This is a genomic window from uncultured Campylobacter sp. (genome assembly GCF_938017615.1).
GTDB lineage: Bacteria > Campylobacterota > Campylobacteria > Campylobacterales > Campylobacteraceae > Campylobacter_B.
Window position 1 is genome coordinate 1 of record NZ_CALIJA010000193.1, and the last position, 22,075, is coordinate 22,075.

A 22,075-nucleotide genomic window follows, 5' to 3' on the forward strand; every position below is an offset into this window, starting at 1 on the left:
CTTCCGATCTTTACAAAATTACTTTTTATTTAGAGGTTGGTACGAAAGTAAAAATAAGGTTAAGCTATGTTTTATGGGAATAGATTTCAGTATGATATTGCTAATGACTTTTATACCGGTTATTCATGATAAATTAAATTTATCATCTTCTTCGTATGAGCACATTAGAGATGCAGGTTGTTTGCTTAAGATATGTTTGACTTTACATGCAATATTTTTGTTATCATTTTCCTATAAATTTTGGAGGGATAATAAAGATGAACTGAGCGATATTCTTCTAGCCGCCCTTTTAATATTTATCTCTGATTTGCTGATATTATTAGTTATTTATTTTAACTATACAGATGACTACATCCTTGTAGTAATTCCTATGGTGCTTCTTTCTTTTATGATAAGATTTCTTCAAATTAGTAAAAAATTCTCATATCGGTATATACTGTTTGTATTATCCTTTGTTGTTTTCGTACTTTTGTCATCTGCTAGTGGATTTTTTGTGAGGGCTGTAGGTTTAGCAAACTACCAAATCGATCTCGACATTCGAAAAGACAATATTCCAGAGTATATTCTAAATTTAAATATCAAATGCCAAAGTAAAGCAAGCGAAGATATAGAGTTTATAAAATACACTTGTATATTAGACGATAAGTCGGGTCTGGCGATAAAATTTAAAAATATTCTAGTAAAAGTGAAATCAGACGGTAAATATTGGCTTGAGGTCGCATCCAAGGATAGGAACGAAAGTGAAATAGATAATTACAGGTTTTGGGTTTCGGAAAAGAATATTGTCAATTAAAGCCGGTATATTTAATAGCATTTGATTAATAATTAACTATAATTTCACCTTTCAATTTTAAATTTGACAGTCATATTTTTGGGATAAATGCACAGATATTTTTTTGGACTTAAATTCCTAAAACGTCAGGTGGGGGATGATTATCTTGCTATTATTGTGACGATATCTTTCAGCATTTTCAGCGGCAGCCGGGCGGTTATGGGTGCGATGGGGCGGTGAGCTTTTGGAGCTTTTCTTTTGAGTATGGCTATTAGCGGCTACTCATACTGCGAGTTTACGAATCTCAACGGCAACCAACTCGTTTCAAGGGCTGATACCGATCGCGTATTTATAGGCACAACGATCGCGGCTTTTATGGTGAGCAAGCTCAAATTTCGTTACTCGCAAACAAAATCTGTGTATTTTGGGTAATTATAAGGCGATCTAATTTCTGGTTTTGAAGCGCGTTTTGCGTTTGGTTGCAGTCTGCTTTTATTTTACCGGACTACCGCATCTCCGCTATACATATAACTTTTTGCAGCGTTTATAGCGATTGGTATTTAGCCACGTTCATGTAAACCCATAAACCCATTAAGATCACACATAGAAAACCAAATTATTGTTAAAATTCAAATCTTAAACCTACAAATCCCTCGGATCGGCGATCTTGCCTGCGACGGCGCTAGCTGCGGCGACGGCGGAGTTTGCTAGATATACTTCGCTTGTTCTATCGCCCATGCGGCCGACGAAATTTCGATTAGTCGTGCTTACGCAGCGCTCGTCCACGCCCAAAATCCCCATATATCCGCCCAAGCACGCGCCGCAGGTCGGGTTGCTGACGACTGCGCCCGCTTCTACGAAAATATCCCACAGCCCCTCTTTTTGCGCGGCCAGAGCGATCTTTTGCGTCGCAGGCGTGATGATGAGGCGGGTTTTGCGCGCGACCTTGCGACCTTTTAAAATTTGCGCGGCGATCCGCAGATCGGAGAGCCTGCCGTTGGTGCAGCTGCCGATAAAGACCTGATCGACGGCGATGTCATCGCGCACCGCCTCGCGCACGCTCTTGCCATTGCTAGGTAGGAACGGATACGCGATCACCGGATCAAGCTTGCTAACGTCGATTTCTAAAATTTGCTCATAGTTCGCGCCTTCGTCGGAGTAGTGAAATTTCGGCTCGGCGCGCAAATTTTTATCTGCCAAAAATTCCTTCGTGATCTCATCGACCGCGACGATACCGCTCTTGCCGCCCGCTTCGATCGCCATATTGCAAAGCGAAAATCTGCTATCCATATCCAGATACTCCAGCGCGTCGCCGCAGAATTCCAAAGCCTTGTAGCGCGCGCCGTCCACGCCGATGAGGCGGATCACTTCTAGGATCAGATCCTTGCCGTAGATGTGCGGCGCGGGCTTGCCGCGAAAGACCACTTTGATCGTAGGCGGTACTTTAAACCAATTCTTGCCCGTTATCATCGCAAAAGCAAGATCGGTGCTGCCCATACCGGTCGCAAATGCCCCCAGCGCGCCGTGGGTACAGGTGTGGCTGTCCGCGCCGATGATGACGTCGCCGGGCACTACGAGCCCCTTTTCAGGCATCAGCGCGTGCTCGATACCCATATCCTTTTCGTCGAAATAGTTTTTTAAATCGTGCTTGTAAGCAAACTCGCGTGAAATTTTAGCTTGGTTTGCGCTTAAAATGTCCTTTGTGGGGATGTAGTGATCCATCACGATCGCAAAGCCGTCCGGGTTGGCGAGCTTTTTCGCACCGCTAAGCTCAAACTGCTTGATCGAAATGGGCGTCGTGATGTCGTTGCCAATAACCATATCAATGGCGCTTTCGATGATCTGTCCCGCAAAAACCGCCTCACCTACGTGCTCGCTAAAAATTTTCTCCGTGATCGTCTGCTTCATAAAATCTCCTTCATATCGGTTAAATTTGCGCGATTTTAGCTAAAAAATCATAAATTTTTGCAATTTTATGTATAATTGAGCCGCAAGGAGCGAGACGATGGAAATTTTAGATATTTTTGCAAACCGCAGAAGCGTAAGAAAATACGCGCCTAAGCCGCTTGAGGACGAGGCGCTGGATAAAATTTTAAAAGCGGGCCTGCTTGCGCCGTCGGGGCATGCACGCCGCCCGTGGGAGTTCATCCTCGTGCGCGACAAACAGATGCTTGAGCGGCTAAGCGGATGCCGCAGCAGCGGAGCGAATATGCTAAAACAGGCCGCGGCCGCGATCGTCGTGATCGCAGATGAGCAGAAGCAGGACGTCTGGATTGAGGACTGCTCGGTAGCGCTAGGCTACATGCACCTTGCCGCAAGCGCGCTAAATCTCGGAAGCTGCTGGGTGCAGGTAAGGCTGCGCGCCGCCGCGGACGGACGCAGCTGCGAGGAGTTTTTGCGCGAAGCGCTGGGCTTTCCGCCAAATTTCAAAGCAGAAGCGATACTAGCCCTCGGCGTACCGCAACAGCGCCCGAGCCCGCACGATCTGCAAAAGCTAAATTTAGCCAAAATCCATAAAGAGAAATTTTAACGCGCATGAAATATCAAAGCTTAATTCAAATTTGCGAGTATCTACGCGCCAAACGCTTCCTTTCGCACATTAAACGCGTAGGAGATAACCTTTTTAAAGTTTGCTTCGACGGCGACGAGACGCTGTTTTTTGATATGAATAAATCGGGCTGCAATATCCACGAAAATGACGCTTTTACCGAAGGTAAGGTTTACGCGGCGCCCTTTGACGTGTTACTTGCCAAGCGCTTCGTAAAATCGCGCATCACTTCCGTTAGCGTGCCAGAAAATAATAGAATTCTATGCCTTAGCGTAAGCCAAAACGTAAGCTACAAAACCCAAAGCTCAAATATCTACTTCGAATTTACCGGGCGATTTACCAACGTAATAATCACCGATGAAAACGATGTGATTCTAGAGGCGCTGCGGCACTTCGAGACGGAATTTAGACAGATTAAGGTAGGAAGAAAACTTCGCCATCTGCCGCCTGCAAATATTAAAGAAGCCCCCGTGCCAAAAATTTCGGACTTTAGAGCATTTTTTCGCGCGGAATTTAACGCGCTAAATGCGGATCGCTTAAACTCGCTCAAATCCGCAAAAATCACGGCGCTAAATAAAAAGCTAGACTCGGTGCGCGAGGCTTTAGGCTCTTTGCAAAGCAGCGCTGAACTACTGCGAAGCGCCGAGCTTTTAGGTGCGAAAGCTGCCTTGCTAAAAGAAAATATCTATAAAATTCCAACTAGCGCGCGAGAATTTACGCTGCAAAAAGGAGACGCAGAGGCGGTAGAATTTAAGCTGCAAAAGCCTGCAAGCGCCGCTTTGGGCGAGCTTTACTCCGAGGCAAAGCGTCTGCGCCAAAAGGCTGCTAATATCCATATCGAAGAGCAAAATTTAAAGGAGAAACTCGCGTTTTATGAGAATTTAAAATCGCTCGTCCTTGCCGCACAGGACGCACACGAGATCGAAATTCTAATGCCTAAGCGCACGCAAATTAGGCAAAAAAGCAAGGAAAAAAATAGCGAATATGTAGCGAGCTTTTATCTCGGGGATTTTAAAATCAGCGTCGGTAAAAACGAAAAAGGCAATGAGTTCTTACTAAAAAATAGCTCCAAATCCGACTATTGGTTTCATCTTAAGGACACTCCAAGCGCACACGTCATCGTAAAGACAAATAAACAAAGTCTAAGCGAAGAGGTGATTGAATTCGCCGCTAAAATTTGCGTGAGCTTCAGTGCAAGCGGCAGCGGAAAATATCTCGTCGATTACACCAAACGTCAAAATGTCAAAATCAACGAAGGTGCTTTCGTAAACTACGTAAATTTTAAAACAATCAGCGTTTTAAAGCCGTAATAAGCGAGCTTGCGATATAATTGCTCAAAATAAATTCCAAGGAAATTCTATGAAGCAAAGAATAATCACGGCAAGCATTTTACTCGCCGTATTTTTGGCTCTAATTCTCATAAACGCTAGGTGGCTAAATTTCGCCGTATTTGCGCTGATACTCGTGCTGGCGTTTTTTGAAAGCCTCAAATTATGGGGTCTAGAGGAAACTAGCAAAAAGTGGCTCGCGCTGGCGATCGCGTTTTTTGCGCTGCTACCATTTACGCAGACCGATGAGCCCTTCGTCTCAGCGCTAAAAGTTAGCATCCTGATGATCCTATGCGTCGCCTCTGTCGTAGCCTTTACCAAGGGCCCTAGCCTAAAGATCACGCTTCCTTTCATCTATCCCGTTGCGCCGATATTTTTTATGTGGGCGGCTTACGATGATTTTGGGGAAGTTTTTCACTTCGTTTGGCTGATCTTCATTATCGTAGCTAGCGATAGCGGCGCATATTTTATCGGAAGGGCCTTCGGCAAAACTCCACTAAGCGCTAGCTCGCCGAATAAAACCGTAGAAGGCGTACTAGGTGGTCTTGCGCTCGCGCTTATAGTTAGCCTCATTTATGCGCGCATCTTTACTAATATGCCGCCGCTTGAAATTTTAGGAAAAACCATCATCATAGCAATTTTTGGCGTGTTTGGCGATCTGTTTGAGAGCTACCTAAAACGCGCGGCGGGTCTTAAAGACAGCGGCGCGCTCTTTCCCGGACACGGCGGGATCTTAGACCGCATCGACGGCTATATGTTCGGCGCGATCGCGATGGCGATAGTCTATTCATGGTAGTTTTAGGCTCCACGGGCTCTATCGGTACAAACACCCTAGACGTGGCCGCGCGCAGCGGCAGTATGATCGAAGCGCTTAGCTGCGGGCGCAATATCAAGCTTTTAAACGAACAGATCGCAAAATTTCACCCTCGTCTCGTCTGTATCGCGGACGCGCAGCAGAAAAGCGAGGTAGATCACGAGCGCGTATTTTGCGGCGCAGATGGAATTTTGCAGATGCTTGCGGAGTGCAAAAGTACGACCGTGGTAAACGCTCTCGTAGGCTTTGCGGGTATGATGCCCAGCCTAAAAACCCAAGAGCTCGGCAAAAGGCTCTGTCTAGCTAACAAAGAAAGCCTCGTCGTCGGCGGGAAATTTCTGCAAACGGATAAAATTTACCCGATCGACAGCGAACATTTCGGACTGAAATTTTTACTTAGCAACGCCAAAACCCCCGTTTCTCGCCTAATCATCACGGCTAGTGGCGGCGCGTTTTACGACGTGCCGCTAACGCAGCTGGGCTCGCTCACGCCGCAAAACGCCCTCAAGCACCCCAACTGGAAGATGGGCGCGAAGATCACGATCGACAGCGCCACGATGGCGAATAAACTCTTTGAGGTGATCGAGGCGTTTTGGCTCTACGGCACGCGCGAGATCGATGCGCTCATCGAGCGCACCTCGCAGATCCACGCGCTGGTCGAATTCGCAGACGGCTCTACGACGGCGCACATTAGCAGAGCCGATATGCGCCTAGCCATCGCACACGCGATGTTTAGCGGCGACGTACGGGAGCAGATCACCGCACCCGTGGATCTGTGCGCACTGCGACCGATAGAGCTTAAGCCGATCGACGAGATGAAATTTCAAATTTTTACCCTCAAAGACGCGCTGTTAGCGAACCCCGATCTCGGCGTCGTCATCAACGCCGCAAACGAAGCGGGCGTAAATGCGTTTTTGCAGCAGCGGTGCCGCTTCACCGACATTGCGCGCGTGGTGCTGAAGTGCGCGGAGAAATTTAACTCGCCTAGCGTAACGGACGCGGACGCGCTTACGGCAGTGGATGCGAGCGTGCGAGCGTATGCAAACGAACTGCTGAAATTTGACGGGGGGCTTTAAGCCTAGCTTTGCCTGCTTAAATTTAAATGTTAAATTTAGGCTATCTTACCGCAAGCGGTGAAATTTAGGATCGAAAATTGTTAGACGTACAAACTATCGTAAATTTGGAAAAAGAGCGCCGCAAGCTGCTGCAAAGCCGCATAAAATGGAAAATAATAAGCCTGCTTAAAGCCTGTGCGATATTTATCCCTGCGGTTTTCCTAATGAGGTATATGGCTAGCGAAGAGGGTACGCCTTTGGGGATGCCGTATCTTTTATTTGGTCTGGGCATAGCGCTATATTTTACTTATAAGCTATTTTACGAAAAAACCTACAAAGTCAAAACGCGAGAATTCGCGCTACAATACAAAGCCCTCTACATAGCACCCTACATCGAAAGCCTAGGATACAAATACAACAGATTCGGCGCCGTAACTCAAGAGCAAGATATCCTGCAAAGCGGGCTTTTTAATCAATATGCAAATTCCGGCGGAGATGATTTGATATACGGAAATATAGACGGTGTGGACTTCAGCTTTTGCGATATTTGGATGTCTAAAGAGACTATAGATGATAGCTTTTTCACTTTGATTTATGAAAAGAAGGAAATGGAGATATTTCAAGGTCTTTTTTTCGCAGCCGATTTTCATAAAAAGATCAGATCCGACGTTTTTATTCTTCCAAGACAAATAAAGCTACCGCACGGCGTCTTGGAAAGCGGTGCAAAATTTTGCAATATGGATAACGCGAAATTTAATAGATCTTTTGCGGTATATACAAAAGACGCGGTCGCCGCAGCGTATGTGCTTACGCCCGTGCTGATGGAGAAAATTTTATTTTTAAAAATGCTTACAAAATCGAAGATCGCGCTTAGTTTCATAAAAAGCAAAATTTATATAAAAATCCCCCGCGGATACGATAGCTTCGAGCCCGATCTAAGTAAGCCGATACGAGGCGACAAGCTCGCAAGCAAGATACAAATCGATCTGGACGCGATGCTACAAATCGTAAAAATTCTAAAGTTGAATGAAAAAATTTGGACGTCTTAGCGTGCGCAAGGCGGAGCGAGGCAAGCGGGCAAAACAAGGTAGGGCATGGCGAATAAACGGAACGCGCGGCTCGCGCAAGGAGCTGTAAAATGTGGCGGCATCCAAGCGGAACGCACCAAAATCGCGCCGTATCTGGCGTAAATTTACGCTGCGCCGCTAGTTCGTGCCGTTAAATTTAATAATTAGAGGTTTAGCGTGGATATTAAAACCGTCATAGATTTAGAAAAGCAGCGCAAACGGCTCAAGAAAAGTCGCAAGCTTTGGAAAATTTTAAGTTATCTCGTAGCGTTTGCGGTTTTCGGTCCGATGCTTGCGCTAGCATTGATAATCATCTTTCGCGATTTTCCCAAACTTGATCTTGGCATAGAAAGTTTATTTCTTTTAGTCGCGTCTATTTTAGCAATAATCAGTACGAGGGATGAATTTTACGAGTGGATTTTTGAGCGTAAAACCGAGCGGTTTTTAATGCGCTACAAAGAGCTTTATCTCAAGCCCTATATCGAGAGCCTGGGCTTTTCGTATAAAATGGGCGCGCTTTTTCAGGAAAAAGAGGTAAGGCAAAGCGAGATATTTGACGGATTTGATAGATTTCGCGCGGATGATCTGGTTTGCGCGAACGTGGACGGCGTGGATTTTATGTTTTGCGACATAAGGTTGGAAAAAGACATCGGTACGGGAATTCCATTCGTTTTTAAAAATAATTATGCCACATTTTTCGAAGGACCCTTTTTCGTGGCAAATTTTAATAAAAAAATTCGCTCCGACGTTTTTGTTTTCTCGAATACGACACTGCCGCCGTCTGAGTTGCGGCACAAACTACTGGGTGGTCGCGAAATACCAATAGATAACGCGGACTTCAATCAAAATTTTACGATCTATGCAAACGACGCAATGACGGTTATGTATGTTCTGACGCCGGCACTGATGGAGAAAATTTTATCTCTTAAACAGCTCGTGAAATCGAATATCTCGCTGAGCTTCAAGCAAAATAAAATTTACATCGCGATAGCTCGCGGCGCCGATAGTTTCGAGCCGAGCTTGGATCAGCCGATACTCAATGCCCGCATCGCAAATGATATCAAAGCGGATCTGGACGCGATGCTGCAAATCGTAAAAATTCTAAAATTGAATGAAAAAATTTGGACGTCATAGCTAGGCGCAAGATGAAGCAAAGCAAGCGGGCGAAATAAGACAGGGAAAAGTAAGGCGAGCAGATGAAACAGGACGGCGCAGAATAAAGCCGGGGCGAAATGAGCGAGCGCCGTGCGAGCGCGATAAAATTTCACGCTGAATTGCGGATTTTAGTAAGGAGATGAAATTTCGCGCAGGGTTTCGGCATGGGGATTTTGGCAAGATCGCGAAATTTCACGTAGAATTTCGACGGGGATTTTACGCCGCGGCGAAATCTTGTATAGAATTTCGGCAAGGATAAGATGATAAAATTTTGGCGGAATTTTACGAAAAGTTAAAATTTGCTTGCTATTGAGAGATTTTTTTGATATACTGCCGTTTCTTTTTTGGCCCCGTAACTCAGTTGGTAGAGTGTCACCTTGACATGGTGGAAGTCGTTGGTTCGAGTCCAATCGGGACCACCATTTAAGTTATTTTCAAATTTTAACCGCTTTATTTTCGCGCACAGCACTTATCTTAAATTTAGTTATTCCGACCCCTTTCATTTTTATTTTAGATATAATTTTTCCAGAAATACTATGAGATCGATTAACCGATCGATGAGGTAAATTCTATCGGCAATCGATTAAATTTAGAAAGGAGTATCGGCGATATATGGGGCAGTATGTTATAAAAACCTTAGACTATTGCGCAGAAAAGGGACTGCAGCTACAATTGGAAAAGGACTTCGCGATCTCCGTCGATACTCCAGGAAACGAAGTTACTATAAGGGCAAATAAAAGCGGACTTATATCTCTTGCCAGGCATCTGCTTACTTTAGCGCAAGATTCTGCGCCGAAACATTCGCATATACATCTGGATGAGTATAATTCGCTTGAGGAGGGCTCGGCGGAACTTATATTGGAGAAAATATGAACACGAATAGCATCAATGTAGATGGAAAGAGTTATTATACTCCGCAATCAAAGGGAATGGGATTATACTTGACGGCGCTCGATAAATAACGGCATAGTGCGCAAAAGGAGAATAAATCAGTGCTGCCGAATAAAATTTATATAAAAGACGATCCTCTAACTATCGATGAGGAACTTATGGGGCATGAGTATCATAAATTAGATATTAAAATTCTAGAAGACAAAAAGCTTGTGGTATTGGGTTTTACTACGAATTTGGCTATGTATTATTTCGCAAAAAACATTTTAACATTCTCGTATAATGAAAGGGTCTCATACCTAGAGCTTTTCCCTTATGAATATTGGGTGGGAGGAGCGCGATTTGCAAAAAATAGCGCTCAATTATGCATAGATATAGAGGAATTTATTAAAATAGACGAAGCGGAGTGCTGCATAGCGGATGATATGGACAGGTATAAATTTAGGCTGGATTTTAAAACATTCTACCAAAGCGTTACATTTTATTTCCCTAGTACGAAGGATTATATAAATTTCGCCAAATACCTGCTAAGTATGAGTATCTACAATAGAAAAAATAGGGTAAAATTTTATAGTGAAGATTATACGTTGATTTTGTAATATTGCAGGTTTGTTATATGAGGAATTTAAAACGATCAAGAATAAAATTTATCCCTCATAGAGATCAAATTTAAGGATCAGACGGTATGGCGCAAAACGCTATGAATGAAGCAGATCATAACGAAAAGGAGCAACGCAATGCTAGATAGAATTGCCGCTTTTTTGACAGGCATAATGTGCTTCTTATATCTTATAAATTTTACGGTACATAAACATGTAAAAATAGGCGAGAAATATATTAAATTTGATGATGCGGGTAGTTTGTGGATATTACCTGCAATCGCATTTATAGTAATAGGTATTTCTGGCTTTTATTTTGCCTTCCGCTCTGAAAAGAGCATAAAAAGATATCCGAAGTATATGTGGTGTGCAGACTGCGGTAAATTTTACATGTACGAGGACGTCAAAGATACGGATCAAATTTGCCCGGACTACGGCAAAAAGCTAACGGAGTATAATGACGGCGACTACTGGCGAAGAAACGCTCCTCATCAAGGCGTTAAACCCCCAAAGCCCAAAAAGCGTAAATTTAAAAAGCGATGAAATTTTGATTTGTTATACGAGGAATATATAAAAATGCTAAATAGAATTTTTGCATTAATCGGCTTTTTTGCTTTTTTCGCATGGGGACTGGCGGCCGCTTTATTGGGAAAAGTCGATATAAAGCCAGGCTTTATGGAATCGGTAAAGCTTGAAAGCGCGTATCTGCGTATCATCATAGGAATTTTATGCTTTGCGGCGTGCGCTTTCTTTGCGTATCTCGCCTTTCGCTCCGAAAAAAGCATAAAATATTATCCTAAATTTATGCGTTGCAAAGGGTGCCTTAAATTTTATAATTTCTCGGACGTTAAAGATAGGAGTGTTTGCCCTAAGTGCGGAGGCGAACTGCAAGATTATGCCGAGATAGAAAAGTGGAATCAAATAGAAAAGAATAAAAAGCTTGAGAAATATTTTAAATTTGAAAAAGAGTGGCTAAAGATGATAAAAAAACAAGGGAGCGAGAAATAAAATGATAAATTATAAAAATATCGGTTCTATTTACGAGCTTGACTCTTTATCGAAAAGCAGCTCGGATATATATTTGCTTATCGGATCGCACTTTATGGATAAGATAGATATCTTTAGTAATATCACAACGGATTTTCTTATAGGCGTAAAGTGGATATTCTTCTACGCAGAGAAAGCGTCGCGATTAGAAGATATCTTTGATGGTTTTATAGAGCGGCACGATTTATTGGATATCGTTACATTGTCATACGGAATCGATGAAAAAACAGAGCTTGTAAATCTATTTTTATCCAAGATTACTCCAACAACTATGGGCGTATCGATAATAGATGAGAAAAATGCCGCCGAAAACGATCTATTACGTGAAATTCTAAAAGGTGTAAATGATAAAAATAGCGATAAAATTTAAAATGAGGTGAAATATGCAGCAAAATGAAGAATTGTATTATTTAATAGCTGGATTCATGTACGATTGGTGCGATATAGAGCTGTTTTGCGATGAATTTTATAAGATGTATGATTTGGAATCTCTATATTGTGCAACCAATAAAGCGGAAGAGCAGGCATTAAAAGAATTGGATATGATGACGGGTAGATTTTCTGAGTTTGATGAAGATTTTAAAAAGGCTCCTAACGTATTTTTTAAAGAAGGCGAGATAAGGCAAAAGGCAGAAGAAATTTTTCGATTATTTTCTAATATCAAAATTTCAAAAGAGGAATTTTTTAGATTTTTGAAAGAGCAGAGAGGGTTAAATTTTCGGATTGGCGTTGATTTGGGCGAAGGCTATGTAATGTGCCCGAATTGCTCCAACGCAATGAAAGTAGATGGGCGCCAAAGCGTGATTACATGCGATAATAAATATTGCATCACTAAGCTTATCAATCCTTTAGCAAAATTAACGCTTGCAAAGATCGAGAGTGCGAAATACAATGGCCAAGAAGCCGATTAAAAGGTTCAAGCGGACAAATCTTTGCTAAACCATAGAAAGGAGCACAATGCTAAGCGGAAGAGAAATTTACGAGAATTTTTTGTTAAGATTCTCGGACAACGAACGCGATATTATGAAAAATTTGGCGAGAAATATATATGAACTAAACAAAAGAGAGTTTATCATTGAGTTTGATGAAAATAATATATACAAAGTCAGATTTTATGACGATTTTGAAGGATGCTGTGATCCAGGTCTTGAAGAAGGAGAAGAGGGATGGGATGAGCTATTTTTTGGATTTGAATTTGTAGTTTTAGAGGTTTTATCGACGCGAGCTGTAAAATTTAAAAAGGGTGATTATATCGAAATAAACCATAAAAACTATCCTAAAATATTTGATATGGATAGAAATTTGATTTAGATATGATGATTTAATAGAATTATGGAGAAAATAGATGCTTATTTTAGTAGGGCAGGAATTCCGCATAGAGAGCATGATTCGAGAAGTCATAAAAGAATGGGATAAATATAATTTAGGCTCGAACGATGGAGCATTCAAATTAAATTAGGTAGCAAAAACAAAAAATAGGATTTTAATATGATAGAAAATGAATTTGAATTTTTAATTGCCTCCGTGCCGGATAGAGAAAAAGTAGTAGCCGAGATTTGGCATATGGACAGAGAGGCTTTAATAGAGATCAACCATGAAACGAATAAGCTTTTGGTCGCTGCTACCGAGACTCGGCATAATATCAATTTTTACGAGCTTATATGGGCGCTATATGCTGGGGGATTATGGCTAAAAGATGGAAATCAAACACCGAATTTTACGGAGCAATTTGAGAAATTTTCAAAAAGAAACGGAAGATGTTCGGAAAATATCTTTAAATTTACAAGATATGAAAATAAAGTGAGTATAGAACATAAAGGCAATCTAATAGCGCATGTCATAAAAGATGGCGACGCCCTATCGGTAGGTTTGTTAAATTTTGGATTTGAATTAAAAGACTGCGTAGAGCTCGAAAATTTCGTATGGGCTTTGCAAAATTCCAAAAAGCTGCTAGATGGCGCAGTTGTCTAAGTATCGCGGTAAAAACATATATGAGGGAAAACAAATGACCGATTATTTCGTAAGAAAAGAAAGCGCAATAAAATTAAATAAGCTTTTGGGGTTAGATTCGACAGGAGATGAGCAAGATTGGGAGCTAGAATTAGCAAATATCGGTAAAATTACGTCAATGCTAAATTTGCTAGAAGACAAGACATTAAATTTCCACGATAAGATTGCTCTGTCGCATTTAATTGTCGCTTCGTTTGAGAAAGAGGATGAAGAGCTAGGCGCGGTAGACGGGGATAGGATTAAAATATTTGCCGACTTTCTGGGCAATAACTTGCAAATTAAAAATATCATACGAGAATATTGGATAGTTGCGTATGGAAATTTGAGTAGAAATTTAGCCTATTTGATATTTGGGGATAAATAAAGGATTAAATAATGCAGCCCAAAATTAGAAATTTGTGTTTATCGTTAGAAAATAGAATTTTAAATCTACATCCTTTTAATCCCGAGCAAGTATGTTGCTGTATAGCGACATGGTTTATTGAAAATAAAATTTTGTTTCTTATGAAAGAATACGACGGCTGCGGTTTGGACGAACTTTTAAAGTTAAATTTTAAAGATTATCCTACCGAGCTATCGATTTACGGCGACGGAAAAGCGAAGGATCTCTTGGGTGCAAAGATCATCAAATCGGACAGATACCGCTTGATAAATAAAATTAAAGCGCTGAAAGATCAAAAGAGCTTAAGACTAGTCTACGAGGAATTAAACTCGATTGTATTTGACAGCTTGGTAGTTAGCGTGGATTTGGACTTGGCGTGCGAATGCCCGCAATGGTCGTCTAGCGATTATAGGATTATGCTAAACGAAGCGACGGACAAAATCGTTTTTGCCTGTATAAACTGCGAGAAGAAATTTTATCCGCATACTCTTACCGAGTGCCACATAGATTGTAATCTTACTATTCCTAAACGCGGATATTTTATCAATTAACTATTTCAATCATTTCTTTTATAGCCAACTTTGGTATCCAAGAAAGAAGCGGACAGCAAGGACTCAAATTATTTAACCCAGTCTAAATTTAACCCGCTCCGGCGCATTAAATTTCGCGATCGATTTGCGCTAGGGCGCCTGGGCATCGTCAAGCCCGAGCGCCGCTTGTTATCAAAGCTTTAAACGCCAAAAGGTTTAAAATTTAAAACTGCCCGAAAAGATCGTTCAGTGCCTCGCTGATGCTCGGGTGCGTAAAAATTTGGTTTTTGAAAAAGTCCGCCTTCGCGCCCAGCGCCATTGCGATCGCCAGCTCATTAACGATCTCGTGCGCGTTTACGCAGTGAAGCGCCGCGCCTAAAATTTCGCCGCTAGCCGCGTCCACGACCGCTTTCATCATTCCCTCGTCGTGCGCTACGACCTTGGCGCCCGGCACCGCCGCCATCGCGAGCTTTAGCACCTTGATCTCGCGCCCGCTCGCTCTTGCTTTGCGCTCGCTAAGGCCGATGCGAGCTAGCGGCGTGCGGGTAAACAGCACGCTTGCATGCGGTGCGCGGTTTTTCGTAGTGCGCGCGCCGTCTCCGAAAAGCGCGCTAAAAATGATCCTAAAATCGTCTAAGCTCGTGTAGGTAAACATCTCGCCGCCGCGCACGTCGCCTGCCGCGTAGATGCCAGCAGTCGAGCTTTGCAGATGCTCATTTGTGATGATATTGCCGTGCGCATCCGTCTGCACCCCCGCAGCGGCTAAATTTAGCTCACCCGTATTCGCGCGACGACCGAGGGCGTATAAAAACGCATCCGCCGCGATCAGCCTGCTCTCGCCCGCGAGGTTAAATTTTAGCTCCCCGCCCTTTAAACTCAAAAACTCGCAGCCCTCGATAATCTCCACGCCCTGGGCCTGCAGAGCGGATTTGACGCTAGCAGCCACGTCCTCATCCTCGTTTTTCATAAATTTTGATCGCATCAGCACGCTGACTTTCGAACCGAATCCCGCAAACATCGAAGCAAACTCAAGCCCGATAAATCCGCCGCCGATGATTACTAGATGCTTCGGGAGGATCTTTAAATTTAAAATTTCTTCGCTGCTATAAGCGATCTGCGAGCTTACCTCAAAGCTAGGCTCGACCTCCCTCGAGCCCGTATTTACGACGATCGTTTCTGCTGAAATTTCACGCGTTTGTCCGTCAGGACTTAGCACGCGCACGGAATCTGCGCTCGTAAATGAGCCCTCGCCGTCGATTACGTCGATATTTGGGCTTCCCTTTAGCATGGCTAAATTTTTCGCTCTCAGCGCCTCTACGAGCTCGTCCTTTTTCTGCATACTCAGTACGAAATACTCTCCGAGCACGCTGAAATTTACGAAGCCAGCTTCCTTGCTCGCTGTAACTAGCCGCTTGGTCGGGATGCAGCCTACGTTGATGCAGGTGCCGCCGTACATCTGCGGCGAGCGCTCGATGAGAGCAACCTTTTTGCCTAGTGCGGCGGATTTTGCGGCAAGGGTTTTGCCCGCCTTGCCAAAGCCTATTACGATGATATCATAATCCATTTTTTATCCTTTTGATCTGAAATTTCGCGGGATTATAAGAGGTTTTATTAAATTTAAAATCTGCGTGGCGCAAATTTAAAGGCGCAGGCAAGAGGCGCGAAATTTAACGGCAAAATTCTAACTTCGGCACAGATTTTAATACAGAAAATAAAAATTTCAGCTCTAATCGTTTCAAAAATTTTGCATCAATAGAATTAAAATTTTAAGCGCGGGATACGTGGCATTTTATAGCGCTTGGTAACGGATAGAATCCAAGCTACAAAATCCAAGCCCCAAACCGTTCATAAAATTTAAAGGCGCGAAAAACGCAGAATTTGCGCTGTAAAATTCCGCCATTAGCGCTTTTTTACGCCGAGCAAAAACATATCGATGCGGTCTTTGATTAGCTCGCTCGCTTTAAAATTTAGCTTTTCGTCGAAAAACAGCAGCCTGCTAAAATGCGGCTCTCTAAGTAAAAAGCAAAAATATAGCGCCAGGCTTTTTGCCGTGCGTCCGGGCGCAAACTCGTCCGCATGCGCCGCCAAATACTCATCCAGCGCATTCGGCGAACCTAGCACGCCGCTTTTTAAAAAGATTTTTGGGCTCTCGCTAAGCGCGCCGTTAAAGCCGCTGAAAAGTATCAGTCGGTAGAATTTTATCGCCTCCGGAGCGAAAAGAAACTCCAGATAAATCCCTGCAAACTCCTGCAGATACTCACGCAATTTTAGGTCTTTATTGATTCGCATGCGCTCGTTCATTCGCTCGTCGAGCTTTTTGCTTTGCAGTTCAATGATACGCAAAAATAGGCTTTCTTTGTTATCAAAATACTTATAAACCGACGATAGCGAGCCGCCGCTAAGCTCGATGATATCGCTTAAGCTCGTAGCCTCGTAACCTTTGGCTAAAAACAGCTCCAGCGCCGCGTCTAAAATGAGCTTGCAGCGAATTTCGGATTTTTTATATTTAGGCGATTCGGGCATTTCGCCTCCTTTGAAATACTAAAATTTTTTCATAAGTGTATAAAAAATATACTTAATTAAGCAACATTATTGGGCTAAAATTCTAAAACCTCAGAAAAAAATAATTTTGCGCGGCTTTACAAGCGAAGCGAAATTTTATATCGCGCAAGCGTAAGCGAGCGGAATTTATCGCGCACCGGCTGCGGTAAGGCGGAATCTATCTTTGTAAACGAAGCGTTTAATGCCTATTTTAGGCAAATTTAGCAATAATTACCTAAAACGCTAAAAGGCATCTTTGTATGAAAAAAGTCTCGATCGGCGAAGCAGCCGAAATTTTAGGAATTTCAAAAGAAGCCGTCTACAACCGCATCCGCAGAAATTCCTTGCGCGCCGAGGAAAGCGGCGGCGTACGCTACGTGCTTTTAGATGATGAAATGCAACAAAGCGAGCCCGCTTCGCAAGGCTCTGCGAAAAGCTCGCGCACCAGCGGCGCAGCTGGCACTCAAAGCTTCATCGACTATCTCATCAAAGAAATCTCCGAGTTAAAAGGTAAAATCGAAGCACTGCAAAGCGATAAGGACAGGCTTCACAAAGAAAAAGAGGAAATTTTAATCGCCTCGAAAGATGAAATCAAGCTGATGTATAAAGAGCGCGATGAGAAGCTCAGGTATTTTTTGTCGTTTTTCGACAAACCGCTGCTTTCGAACAAAAGTCGCGAGGTCAAACCCTACGATGTCGAAATCAAAGAAAAAACCTTCGATCGTAGCGAATGGACGAGCCTTGCAAAATTCGTAAAATCGTTCAAACGCAAAAAGCGCCCAAAAGCGCAAAGCCTAATCATCGAAAACATCGGCAAGAGTGAGTTTATCCGCGTCGAGGGAAACGAGCTTTTAATAAATCAAAGCCTAGATATAAAATCATTGAAAGGAAAAAAATGAAACTACGCAAAATCGCTAGTTATGCGCTGGTAAGCGGCTTCGGGCTCGTTATGGCGGGCTCGTTAGCGGGCTGCGACGATAGGGGGCAGGAGCAAAACGTCCGTCTGCAAGAAGGCGCGCTCGTGCGGCTTGAAGAGATCGCGCCGGGAAAATATAAAATTTTAGAGGAATTTCCGAGCGAAAAGACCCAGATCATCTTAAAATCGCTCGACGGCACGGAGAGAATTTTAAGCGATGAGGAAACCAAAGCCCTTCTTGCCGAAGAAAACGCCAAAATCGACGCCGGCACTTCAAATTTAACCAACCAAAACGCGCAGCTTAGCAGCGGCGGCATGAGCCTGGGCGAAGCGATCTTGGCAAGCGCTGCGGGTGCCATCATCGGCTCGTGGATCGGCGGCAAGCTGTTTAACAACCCCGCCTATCAAAGCCAGCGCCAAACCGCCTACAAAAGCCCGAGCGCCTACTCCAGAAGCGTCGATAGCTTCAATCAAGCAAAGCAGCAAAACGCCAAAGCACGAAGCGGCAAGAGCGGGTTTTTCGGCGGAAGCAAGAGCGGCAAAAGCGGTGGATTTTTCGGTGGCTAAGCGCGCTTTGAAATATACGACGGCTTTGCGCAGTGAGTTTAAATTTTAACACGCGGCACTTAAAGAGCGGAAAATTTCGTCGCAGCAGAATTTTAGCTAAAACGAAAGCGCGCTACGTGCTGCACGTCTTTGGTAAAATTTGATACGGCAAAATTCCGTATCGCTCGGGGGACAATGTCCTACGGCTACGTTATCGCTAGAAAAAATTTTACGGCGCACGTAGCGGTTCGCAATCCTTATGCGGCGAGGTTGTCAAGATAAAATTCCGCGCCGCTACGTGCATAGCAGTTTGTAATTATTGCCGCGGCGACGTCATGACGAGGTGGAATTCGCGCCCGTTACCGAGCGCATCGGATCGCATTTTTTACTGAGGCATTGCCACGCGGCGAAATTTTGATATGAAAGGCAGCGTCGTGCGATAAAATTTTATATTGCGACGCGACGTTAAGGCGAGCGAGGTCGTGCTGCGACGGGAGTTTTAATCACCGCATCCGCAATCGGATTTCGTATCGCAGCGCTTCTTGCGGCAAATTTTATATCGCCGAGCGGTGCTAAAGTGAGTAAATTTTACCCGAGCGAAATCCTGATCGCAGCATCGCGCGATTAAGTTGTACCGTAGTTTTTGAGGAAGCCGAGGAGGGGCTACTTGCAAGGGTGTATTTCTTGCAAAAGAGGTGCCACTCTGCGGCGTAGCAATGCACCGCTCGCCTACCGAGCTCTGATTAACCGGTGCGCTTAGAGGTGCGAGCCCATAGCTCGCGTTTTATTCTGCTTCGCCGCACTCGCAAGATACGCTGGCAGCGACTAGTGCTATATTTATTTTGCGCTGCGGGCGGAATTTTAAAATTTACATAAAAAGGAAAATCTATGCAACTAAAAAAGATAACGCCGTTAAGCAACGAATACCTCGAAAAGCTCGGCTTTTACTGGCACACGGACGCAGACGAGACCCCTTACGTCAGCGACGAGATCGTGCGCGTAAGCGCTGCGGAGGCGGATGCGTATTACGAAGCGGCGAACGAGCTATACGAGATGTTTGTCGCAGCCGCGCAGCACGTCATCGACAATAACCTCTTCCACGAGCTCGGCATCCCCTTCAACCTCGTAGATCTAATCAAGCAAAGCTGGGAAAACGAGGTGCACTGGCACCTATACGGGCGTTTTGATTTCGCAGGCGGGCTGGACGGCAAGCCGATCAAGCTGATAGAATTTAACGCCGACACGCCCACGGCGGTGTTTGAGACGGCGATCGTCCAGTGGGCGATGCTCAAAGAAAACGGCATGGACGAGGCGAGCCAGTTCAACGACCTCTACGACGCGCTGCGCGATAATTTCAAGCGGCTCGTGGTGCTTGACGGCGAGCTGGAGGACTTTTCTAAATTTTACGAAGGGTGGAAAATTCTATTTAGCAGCGTCGCGGGCAACGTCGAGGACGAAAAAACGACGAAGCTTTTGCAGCAGACCGCGGAGGATGCGGGCTTTAAGACGCGCTTTGCCTACGTGGACGAGGTGGAATTTAACGACGAAGAGGGCGTGTTTTTTGACGGCGAAAACTACGAGTATTGGTTCAAGCTCATCCCCTGGGAGGCGATCGCGATCGAGGAGGGCGAGCTTGCGCTCATCTTAAAAAACATCGTGCAAAATCAAAAGGCGATCATCCTAAACCCTGCATACACGCTGCTTTTCCAAAGCAAGGGGATTATGAAAATCCTGTGGGATCTGTATCCGAACCACCCGCTGCTGCTGCAAAGCTCCTTTTCGCCGATCATCGGCAAAAAGATGATCAAAAAGCCGTTTTTGGCGCGGGAGGGGGCGAATGTGGCGATTTTCGACGCGGACGGTAGAAAGATAGAGGAAAACGGCGGCGAATACGGAAATCAGAAATTTTTGTATCAGGAATTTTACGAGCTAAATAAAGACGAGCGCGCCCAGAGCTACCAAGCGGGGGTATTTTTCGCCTATGAAGGCTGCGCGCTGGGCTTCCGCAAGGGCGGCGAGATACTTGATAATCTCTCAAAATTTGTGGGGCACTACATCGAGGATGCGCAGTAGCGGCGCGGCGAATTTTATAAAATTTGAGAAATTTTAAGGTGGAGTATTTTGGCGATAACTTTGGCGGCAAGGCTCTGCCGGCGGTAAATTTTATCGCCGCTCAGCAGCGGAATTTAACGCTAGGAGGCTACGGTAAAATTTAACGTAGCGGCGCGACCAAAATTTTGCGCGGATAAAATTTTGAGCAGGTTAAATCGGCACGAGCTAAAATTCCGTGCAGATCAAATTCGCGTGAACTAAAATTCCGCGCGGAGCAAGATTTGCGCGAGCTAAATTTTAAAATTTAAAACGTCCTGCTCGCGCCGTTTGAGCTTCAGTGCGCGTCTTTGCCGCCGAAGGCAGCGATCATCGTGCCCAGAGGAATGATCGCAACGCCCAAGATAATAGCTAGCGGGTTTAGCAATGACAGCTTGGCAAGCAGGTAGATCGCCGCCACGAGCGCCGCGTAGGACAAAATTTTAAACGGAGAGAAAAACGCCCCTGCAAAATTACTCCGAACCTCGCTCCGCTCAAGCTCGCCCTCAAAATCGTCTGCGCCTTCGAAGTCATCCTTTGATCCATCGCGCGCGGTGCCAATCCCGCCCCCAAAATCGCTCATACTGTCGTCCGGCTCGCCGCTATCTACATCGCCGCGACGATTACCGCTATCTGCGCCGTCGCTGCGATCGCTGCGATCTGCACCGTCGCTCCAGTCGCCGCTATCTGTGCCGTCGCCCAGGTCGCCGTTCGCTCCGCTTTTTAAGTCGTCGTAACGCTCGCCTATGTCGCTTTGCGAACTATCGCTAGTTTCGCCGTCTTTGCCGCTCTGTAAGTCGCCGCAAGTCTCGCTATCTTTCATGCTAAATTTATTGGCGACAGCGTCTTCCAAAGCGGTCGCGTTGCAAGCGGAAGTTTTATCGTCACCACTTTTGGTAAAATTTACGTCGTGTTTTCTAGCAGCTGTTATGCTGTACTCGGCGGCGAAATTTTCGGTATCTTCGTAGGCGGCGGAGTTTGCGGCGCGCTCGGCGGCGGTTTCGTCGTGCAGGGCGCGGCTATCGCCGTTTTCGACGCGGGCCTCGTCGCTAGTGAAATTTATGGCGTCTTCGAAATTTTGAGAATTTGAAATTTCGGCGCCTGAATTTGCGCCGCTAAAATTCTCGCTCTTTAAAATTTTTCCGCCGCAAACTTCGCTATATAAAATTTTATCGCTGCCGCTTGCGTCGCCTCGGTTTTCATCGCCACAGCTCGCAGAATTCGTATTGCAGGCGGAATTTTCGTCGCTCATAAAATTTACGGAATTTTTAGATCTTTGTTGTAAAATTTCATCGTATTTGCCGGCTCTCAGCTCATCTTCTATCTTATTACGGTAAGCGCGAAACGAAAAATATACTGCGCCGAATGCGCCCAAAAATCCGGCCTCCAAGCTAAGAAGCCAGGCAAGCGCCCGCACGCCGAAAGAGCCTGAGCCGAAAAATCCGGCGCCGCAAAGCGCTAGCCCAAGCAGGGCAAACGCCGCGTTTAGCGCGCAGTATATGAGCAAAAACCGCCTATTCAATCCCGCTCATCCCATTCATCGTCATCGTCGTCAAAATTTTTTGGATCCGCCTTGTATTTCGGATCGTCCTCGAGCTCTTTTAGGCTCGAATTTAGCGCCTTGCACGCACGGTAAACGTTCAAAAACGCCGCTGCGATGCCGATAGCGATGCCAAGCCATAGCAGAAGCAGCGAGCCCGTGAGGTGCCGCAGCCCAAGTCCGATCGCTACGCCGATGCCGATCGCTACGACGATTGAGATGCCTAGGCTGATGTCGCAGGCGCCC

General features: G+C 44.9%; 26 protein-coding genes and 1 tRNA gene. 22 read left to right on the forward strand and 5 right to left on the reverse strand.

Annotation, left to right across the window (positions count from 1 at the left end; genetic code table 11):
• Together Q0620_RS09675 and Q0620_RS09680 are read left to right on the forward strand one after the other, a co-directional pair.
• Positions 1 to 793, forward strand: a 793-nt coding sequence (locus tag Q0620_RS09675) for a hypothetical protein (protein WP_298784823.1), incomplete at its 5' end; no start/stop codon positions are given.
• 237 nt (positions 794 to 1,030) lie between these two features.
• The gene (locus Q0620_RS09680; RefSeq protein WP_297948047.1) at positions 1,031 to 1,204 is read left to right on the forward strand and encodes a hypothetical protein; all 174 of its coding nucleotides are present in this window, start codon (positions 1,031 to 1,033) and stop codon (positions 1,202 to 1,204) included.
• A 210-nt stretch (positions 1,205 to 1,414) separates the two neighbouring features.
• On the opposite strand, the gene Q0620_RS09685 is transcribed toward Q0620_RS09680, so the two are convergent.
• Positions 1,415 to 2,680 (reverse strand): 3-isopropylmalate dehydratase large subunit, encoded by a 1,266-nt coding sequence (locus Q0620_RS09685; protein WP_298784826.1) that lies wholly within the window; start codon positions 2,678 to 2,680, stop codon positions 1,415 to 1,417.
• A 97-nt stretch (positions 2,681 to 2,777) separates the two neighbouring features.
• On the opposite strand from Q0620_RS09685, the gene Q0620_RS09690 reads away from it, so the two are divergent.
• The 17 genes from Q0620_RS09690 to Q0620_RS09770 all read left to right on the forward strand — a co-directional run bounded on the left by Q0620_RS09690 (position 2,778) and on the right by Q0620_RS09770 (position 14,219).
• Complete coding sequence (locus Q0620_RS09690) at positions 2,778 to 3,302, forward strand: nitroreductase family protein (protein WP_298784828.1); 525 nt, start codon at positions 2,778 to 2,780, stop codon at positions 3,300 to 3,302.
• Between the two features lie 5 nt (positions 3,303 to 3,307).
• Positions 3,308 to 4,630 carry an NFACT RNA binding domain-containing protein gene (locus Q0620_RS09695; protein ID WP_298784830.1) on the forward strand — a complete coding sequence of 441 codons (1,323 nt, stop codon included), beginning with the start codon at positions 3,308 to 3,310 and terminating at the stop codon, positions 4,628 to 4,630.
• A 49-nt stretch (positions 4,631 to 4,679) separates the two neighbouring features.
• Positions 4,680 to 5,444, forward strand: a complete 765-nt coding sequence (locus tag Q0620_RS09700) for a phosphatidate cytidylyltransferase (protein ID WP_005872778.1) — start codon at positions 4,680 to 4,682, stop codon at positions 5,442 to 5,444.
• Positions 5,438 to 6,538: a 1-deoxy-D-xylulose-5-phosphate reductoisomerase gene (gene dxr, locus Q0620_RS09705; protein WP_298784832.1), complete on the forward strand. Its 1,101-nt coding sequence runs from the start codon at positions 5,438 to 5,440 to the stop codon at positions 6,536 to 6,538. The genes Q0620_RS09700 and dxr overlap by 7 nt, the downstream gene beginning before the upstream one ends.
• Before the next feature lie 77 nt (positions 6,539 to 6,615).
• A complete protein-coding gene (locus Q0620_RS09710) occupies positions 6,616 to 7,566 on the forward strand; it encodes a DUF3137 domain-containing protein (RefSeq protein ID WP_298784833.1) in 951 nt (316 codons plus the stop codon).
• Positions 7,567 to 7,761: 195 nt separating this feature from the next.
• On the forward strand, positions 7,762 to 8,718 hold the full coding sequence (locus Q0620_RS09715) for a DUF3137 domain-containing protein (protein ID WP_298784835.1): 957 nt from the start codon (positions 7,762 to 7,764) through the stop codon (positions 8,716 to 8,718).
• 367 nt (positions 8,719 to 9,085) lie between these two features.
• Positions 9,086 to 9,161 (forward strand) — tRNA-Val (locus tag Q0620_RS09720).
• A gap of 190 nt (positions 9,162 to 9,351) precedes the next feature.
• Positions 9,352 to 9,612 (forward strand): hypothetical protein, encoded by a 261-nt coding sequence (locus Q0620_RS09725; protein WP_298784837.1) that lies wholly within the window; start codon positions 9,352 to 9,354, stop codon positions 9,610 to 9,612.
• Between the two features lie 119 nt (positions 9,613 to 9,731).
• The gene (locus Q0620_RS09730) at positions 9,732 to 10,229 is read left to right on the forward strand and encodes a hypothetical protein (RefSeq protein WP_298784839.1); all 498 of its coding nucleotides are present in this window, start codon (positions 9,732 to 9,734) and stop codon (positions 10,227 to 10,229) included.
• Between the two features lie 138 nt (positions 10,230 to 10,367).
• Positions 10,368 to 10,772 carry a hypothetical protein gene (locus Q0620_RS09735; protein ID WP_298784841.1) on the forward strand — a complete coding sequence of 135 codons (405 nt, stop codon included), beginning with the start codon at positions 10,368 to 10,370 and terminating at the stop codon, positions 10,770 to 10,772.
• Between the two features lie 132 nt (positions 10,773 to 10,904).
• Positions 10,905 to 11,237, forward strand: a complete 333-nt coding sequence (locus tag Q0620_RS09740; protein WP_298784844.1) for a hypothetical protein — start codon at positions 10,905 to 10,907, stop codon at positions 11,235 to 11,237.
• 1 nt (position 11,238) lies between these two features.
• Positions 11,239 to 11,646, forward strand: a complete 408-nt coding sequence (locus tag Q0620_RS09745; protein ID WP_298784846.1) for a hypothetical protein — start codon at positions 11,239 to 11,241, stop codon at positions 11,644 to 11,646.
• A gap of 13 nt (positions 11,647 to 11,659) precedes the next feature.
• A complete protein-coding gene (locus tag Q0620_RS09750; protein ID WP_298784849.1) occupies positions 11,660 to 12,187 on the forward strand; it encodes a hypothetical protein in 528 nt (175 codons plus the stop codon).
• A 46-nt stretch (positions 12,188 to 12,233) separates the two neighbouring features.
• Positions 12,234 to 12,587 carry a hypothetical protein gene (locus Q0620_RS09755; RefSeq protein WP_298784850.1) on the forward strand — a complete coding sequence of 118 codons (354 nt, stop codon included), beginning with the start codon at positions 12,234 to 12,236 and terminating at the stop codon, positions 12,585 to 12,587.
• Positions 12,588 to 12,764: 177 nt separating this feature from the next.
• Entirely contained in the window at positions 12,765 to 13,247 is a 483-nt protein-coding gene (locus Q0620_RS09760; RefSeq protein WP_298784852.1) for a hypothetical protein, read from the forward strand.
• Positions 13,231 to 13,650, forward strand: coding sequence for a hypothetical protein (locus Q0620_RS09765; RefSeq protein ID WP_298784854.1), 420 nt, complete (start codon positions 13,231 to 13,233; stop codon positions 13,648 to 13,650). Before Q0620_RS09760 ends, Q0620_RS09765 begins: the two co-directional genes overlap by 17 nt.
• 11 nt (positions 13,651 to 13,661) lie before the next feature.
• Complete coding sequence (locus tag Q0620_RS09770) at positions 13,662 to 14,219, forward strand: hypothetical protein (RefSeq protein WP_298784856.1); 558 nt, start codon at positions 13,662 to 13,664, stop codon at positions 14,217 to 14,219.
• Positions 14,220 to 14,421: 202 nt separating this feature from the next.
• Here the strand turns inward: Q0620_RS09770 and Q0620_RS09775 are convergent, their stop codons facing one another.
• Together Q0620_RS09775 and Q0620_RS09780 are read right to left on the reverse strand one after the other, a co-directional pair.
• On the reverse strand, positions 14,422 to 15,762 hold the full coding sequence (locus Q0620_RS09775; RefSeq protein WP_298784859.1) for an FAD-dependent oxidoreductase: 1,341 nt from the start codon (positions 15,760 to 15,762) through the stop codon (positions 14,422 to 14,424).
• Between the two features lie 335 nt (positions 15,763 to 16,097).
• On the reverse strand, positions 16,098 to 16,721 hold the full coding sequence (locus Q0620_RS09780; protein ID WP_297897019.1) for a TetR/AcrR family transcriptional regulator: 624 nt from the start codon (positions 16,719 to 16,721) through the stop codon (positions 16,098 to 16,100).
• Positions 16,722 to 16,999: 278 nt separating this feature from the next.
• Here Q0620_RS09780 and Q0620_RS09785 point away from each other — a divergent pair, with 278 nt between their 5' ends.
• The 3 genes from Q0620_RS09785 to Q0620_RS09795 all read left to right on the forward strand — a co-directional run bounded on the left by Q0620_RS09785 (position 17,000) and on the right by Q0620_RS09795 (position 20,274).
• Positions 17,000 to 17,638 carry a helix-turn-helix domain-containing protein gene (locus Q0620_RS09785; RefSeq protein ID WP_298784862.1) on the forward strand — a complete coding sequence of 213 codons (639 nt, stop codon included), beginning with the start codon at positions 17,000 to 17,002 and terminating at the stop codon, positions 17,636 to 17,638.
• Positions 17,635 to 18,222, forward strand: a complete 588-nt coding sequence (locus tag Q0620_RS09790) for a UPF0323 family lipoprotein (RefSeq protein WP_297900768.1) — start codon at positions 17,635 to 17,637, stop codon at positions 18,220 to 18,222. The genes Q0620_RS09785 and Q0620_RS09790 overlap by 4 nt, the downstream gene beginning before the upstream one ends.
• Positions 18,223 to 19,089: 867 nt before the next feature.
• Entirely contained in the window at positions 19,090 to 20,274 is a 1,185-nt protein-coding gene (locus tag Q0620_RS09795) for a glutathionylspermidine synthase family protein (RefSeq protein WP_298784864.1), read from the forward strand.
• Between the two features lie 313 nt (positions 20,275 to 20,587).
• Here the strand turns inward: Q0620_RS09795 and Q0620_RS09800 are convergent, their stop codons facing one another.
• Positions 20,588 to 21,796 (reverse strand): hypothetical protein, encoded by a 1,209-nt coding sequence (locus Q0620_RS09800; RefSeq protein ID WP_298784866.1) that lies wholly within the window; start codon positions 21,794 to 21,796, stop codon positions 20,588 to 20,590.
• Between the two features lie 11 nt (positions 21,797 to 21,807).
• On the reverse strand, positions 21,808 to 22,075 hold a 268-nt coding region (locus tag Q0620_RS09805), incomplete at its 5' end, for an AtpZ/AtpI family protein (RefSeq protein ID WP_298784868.1).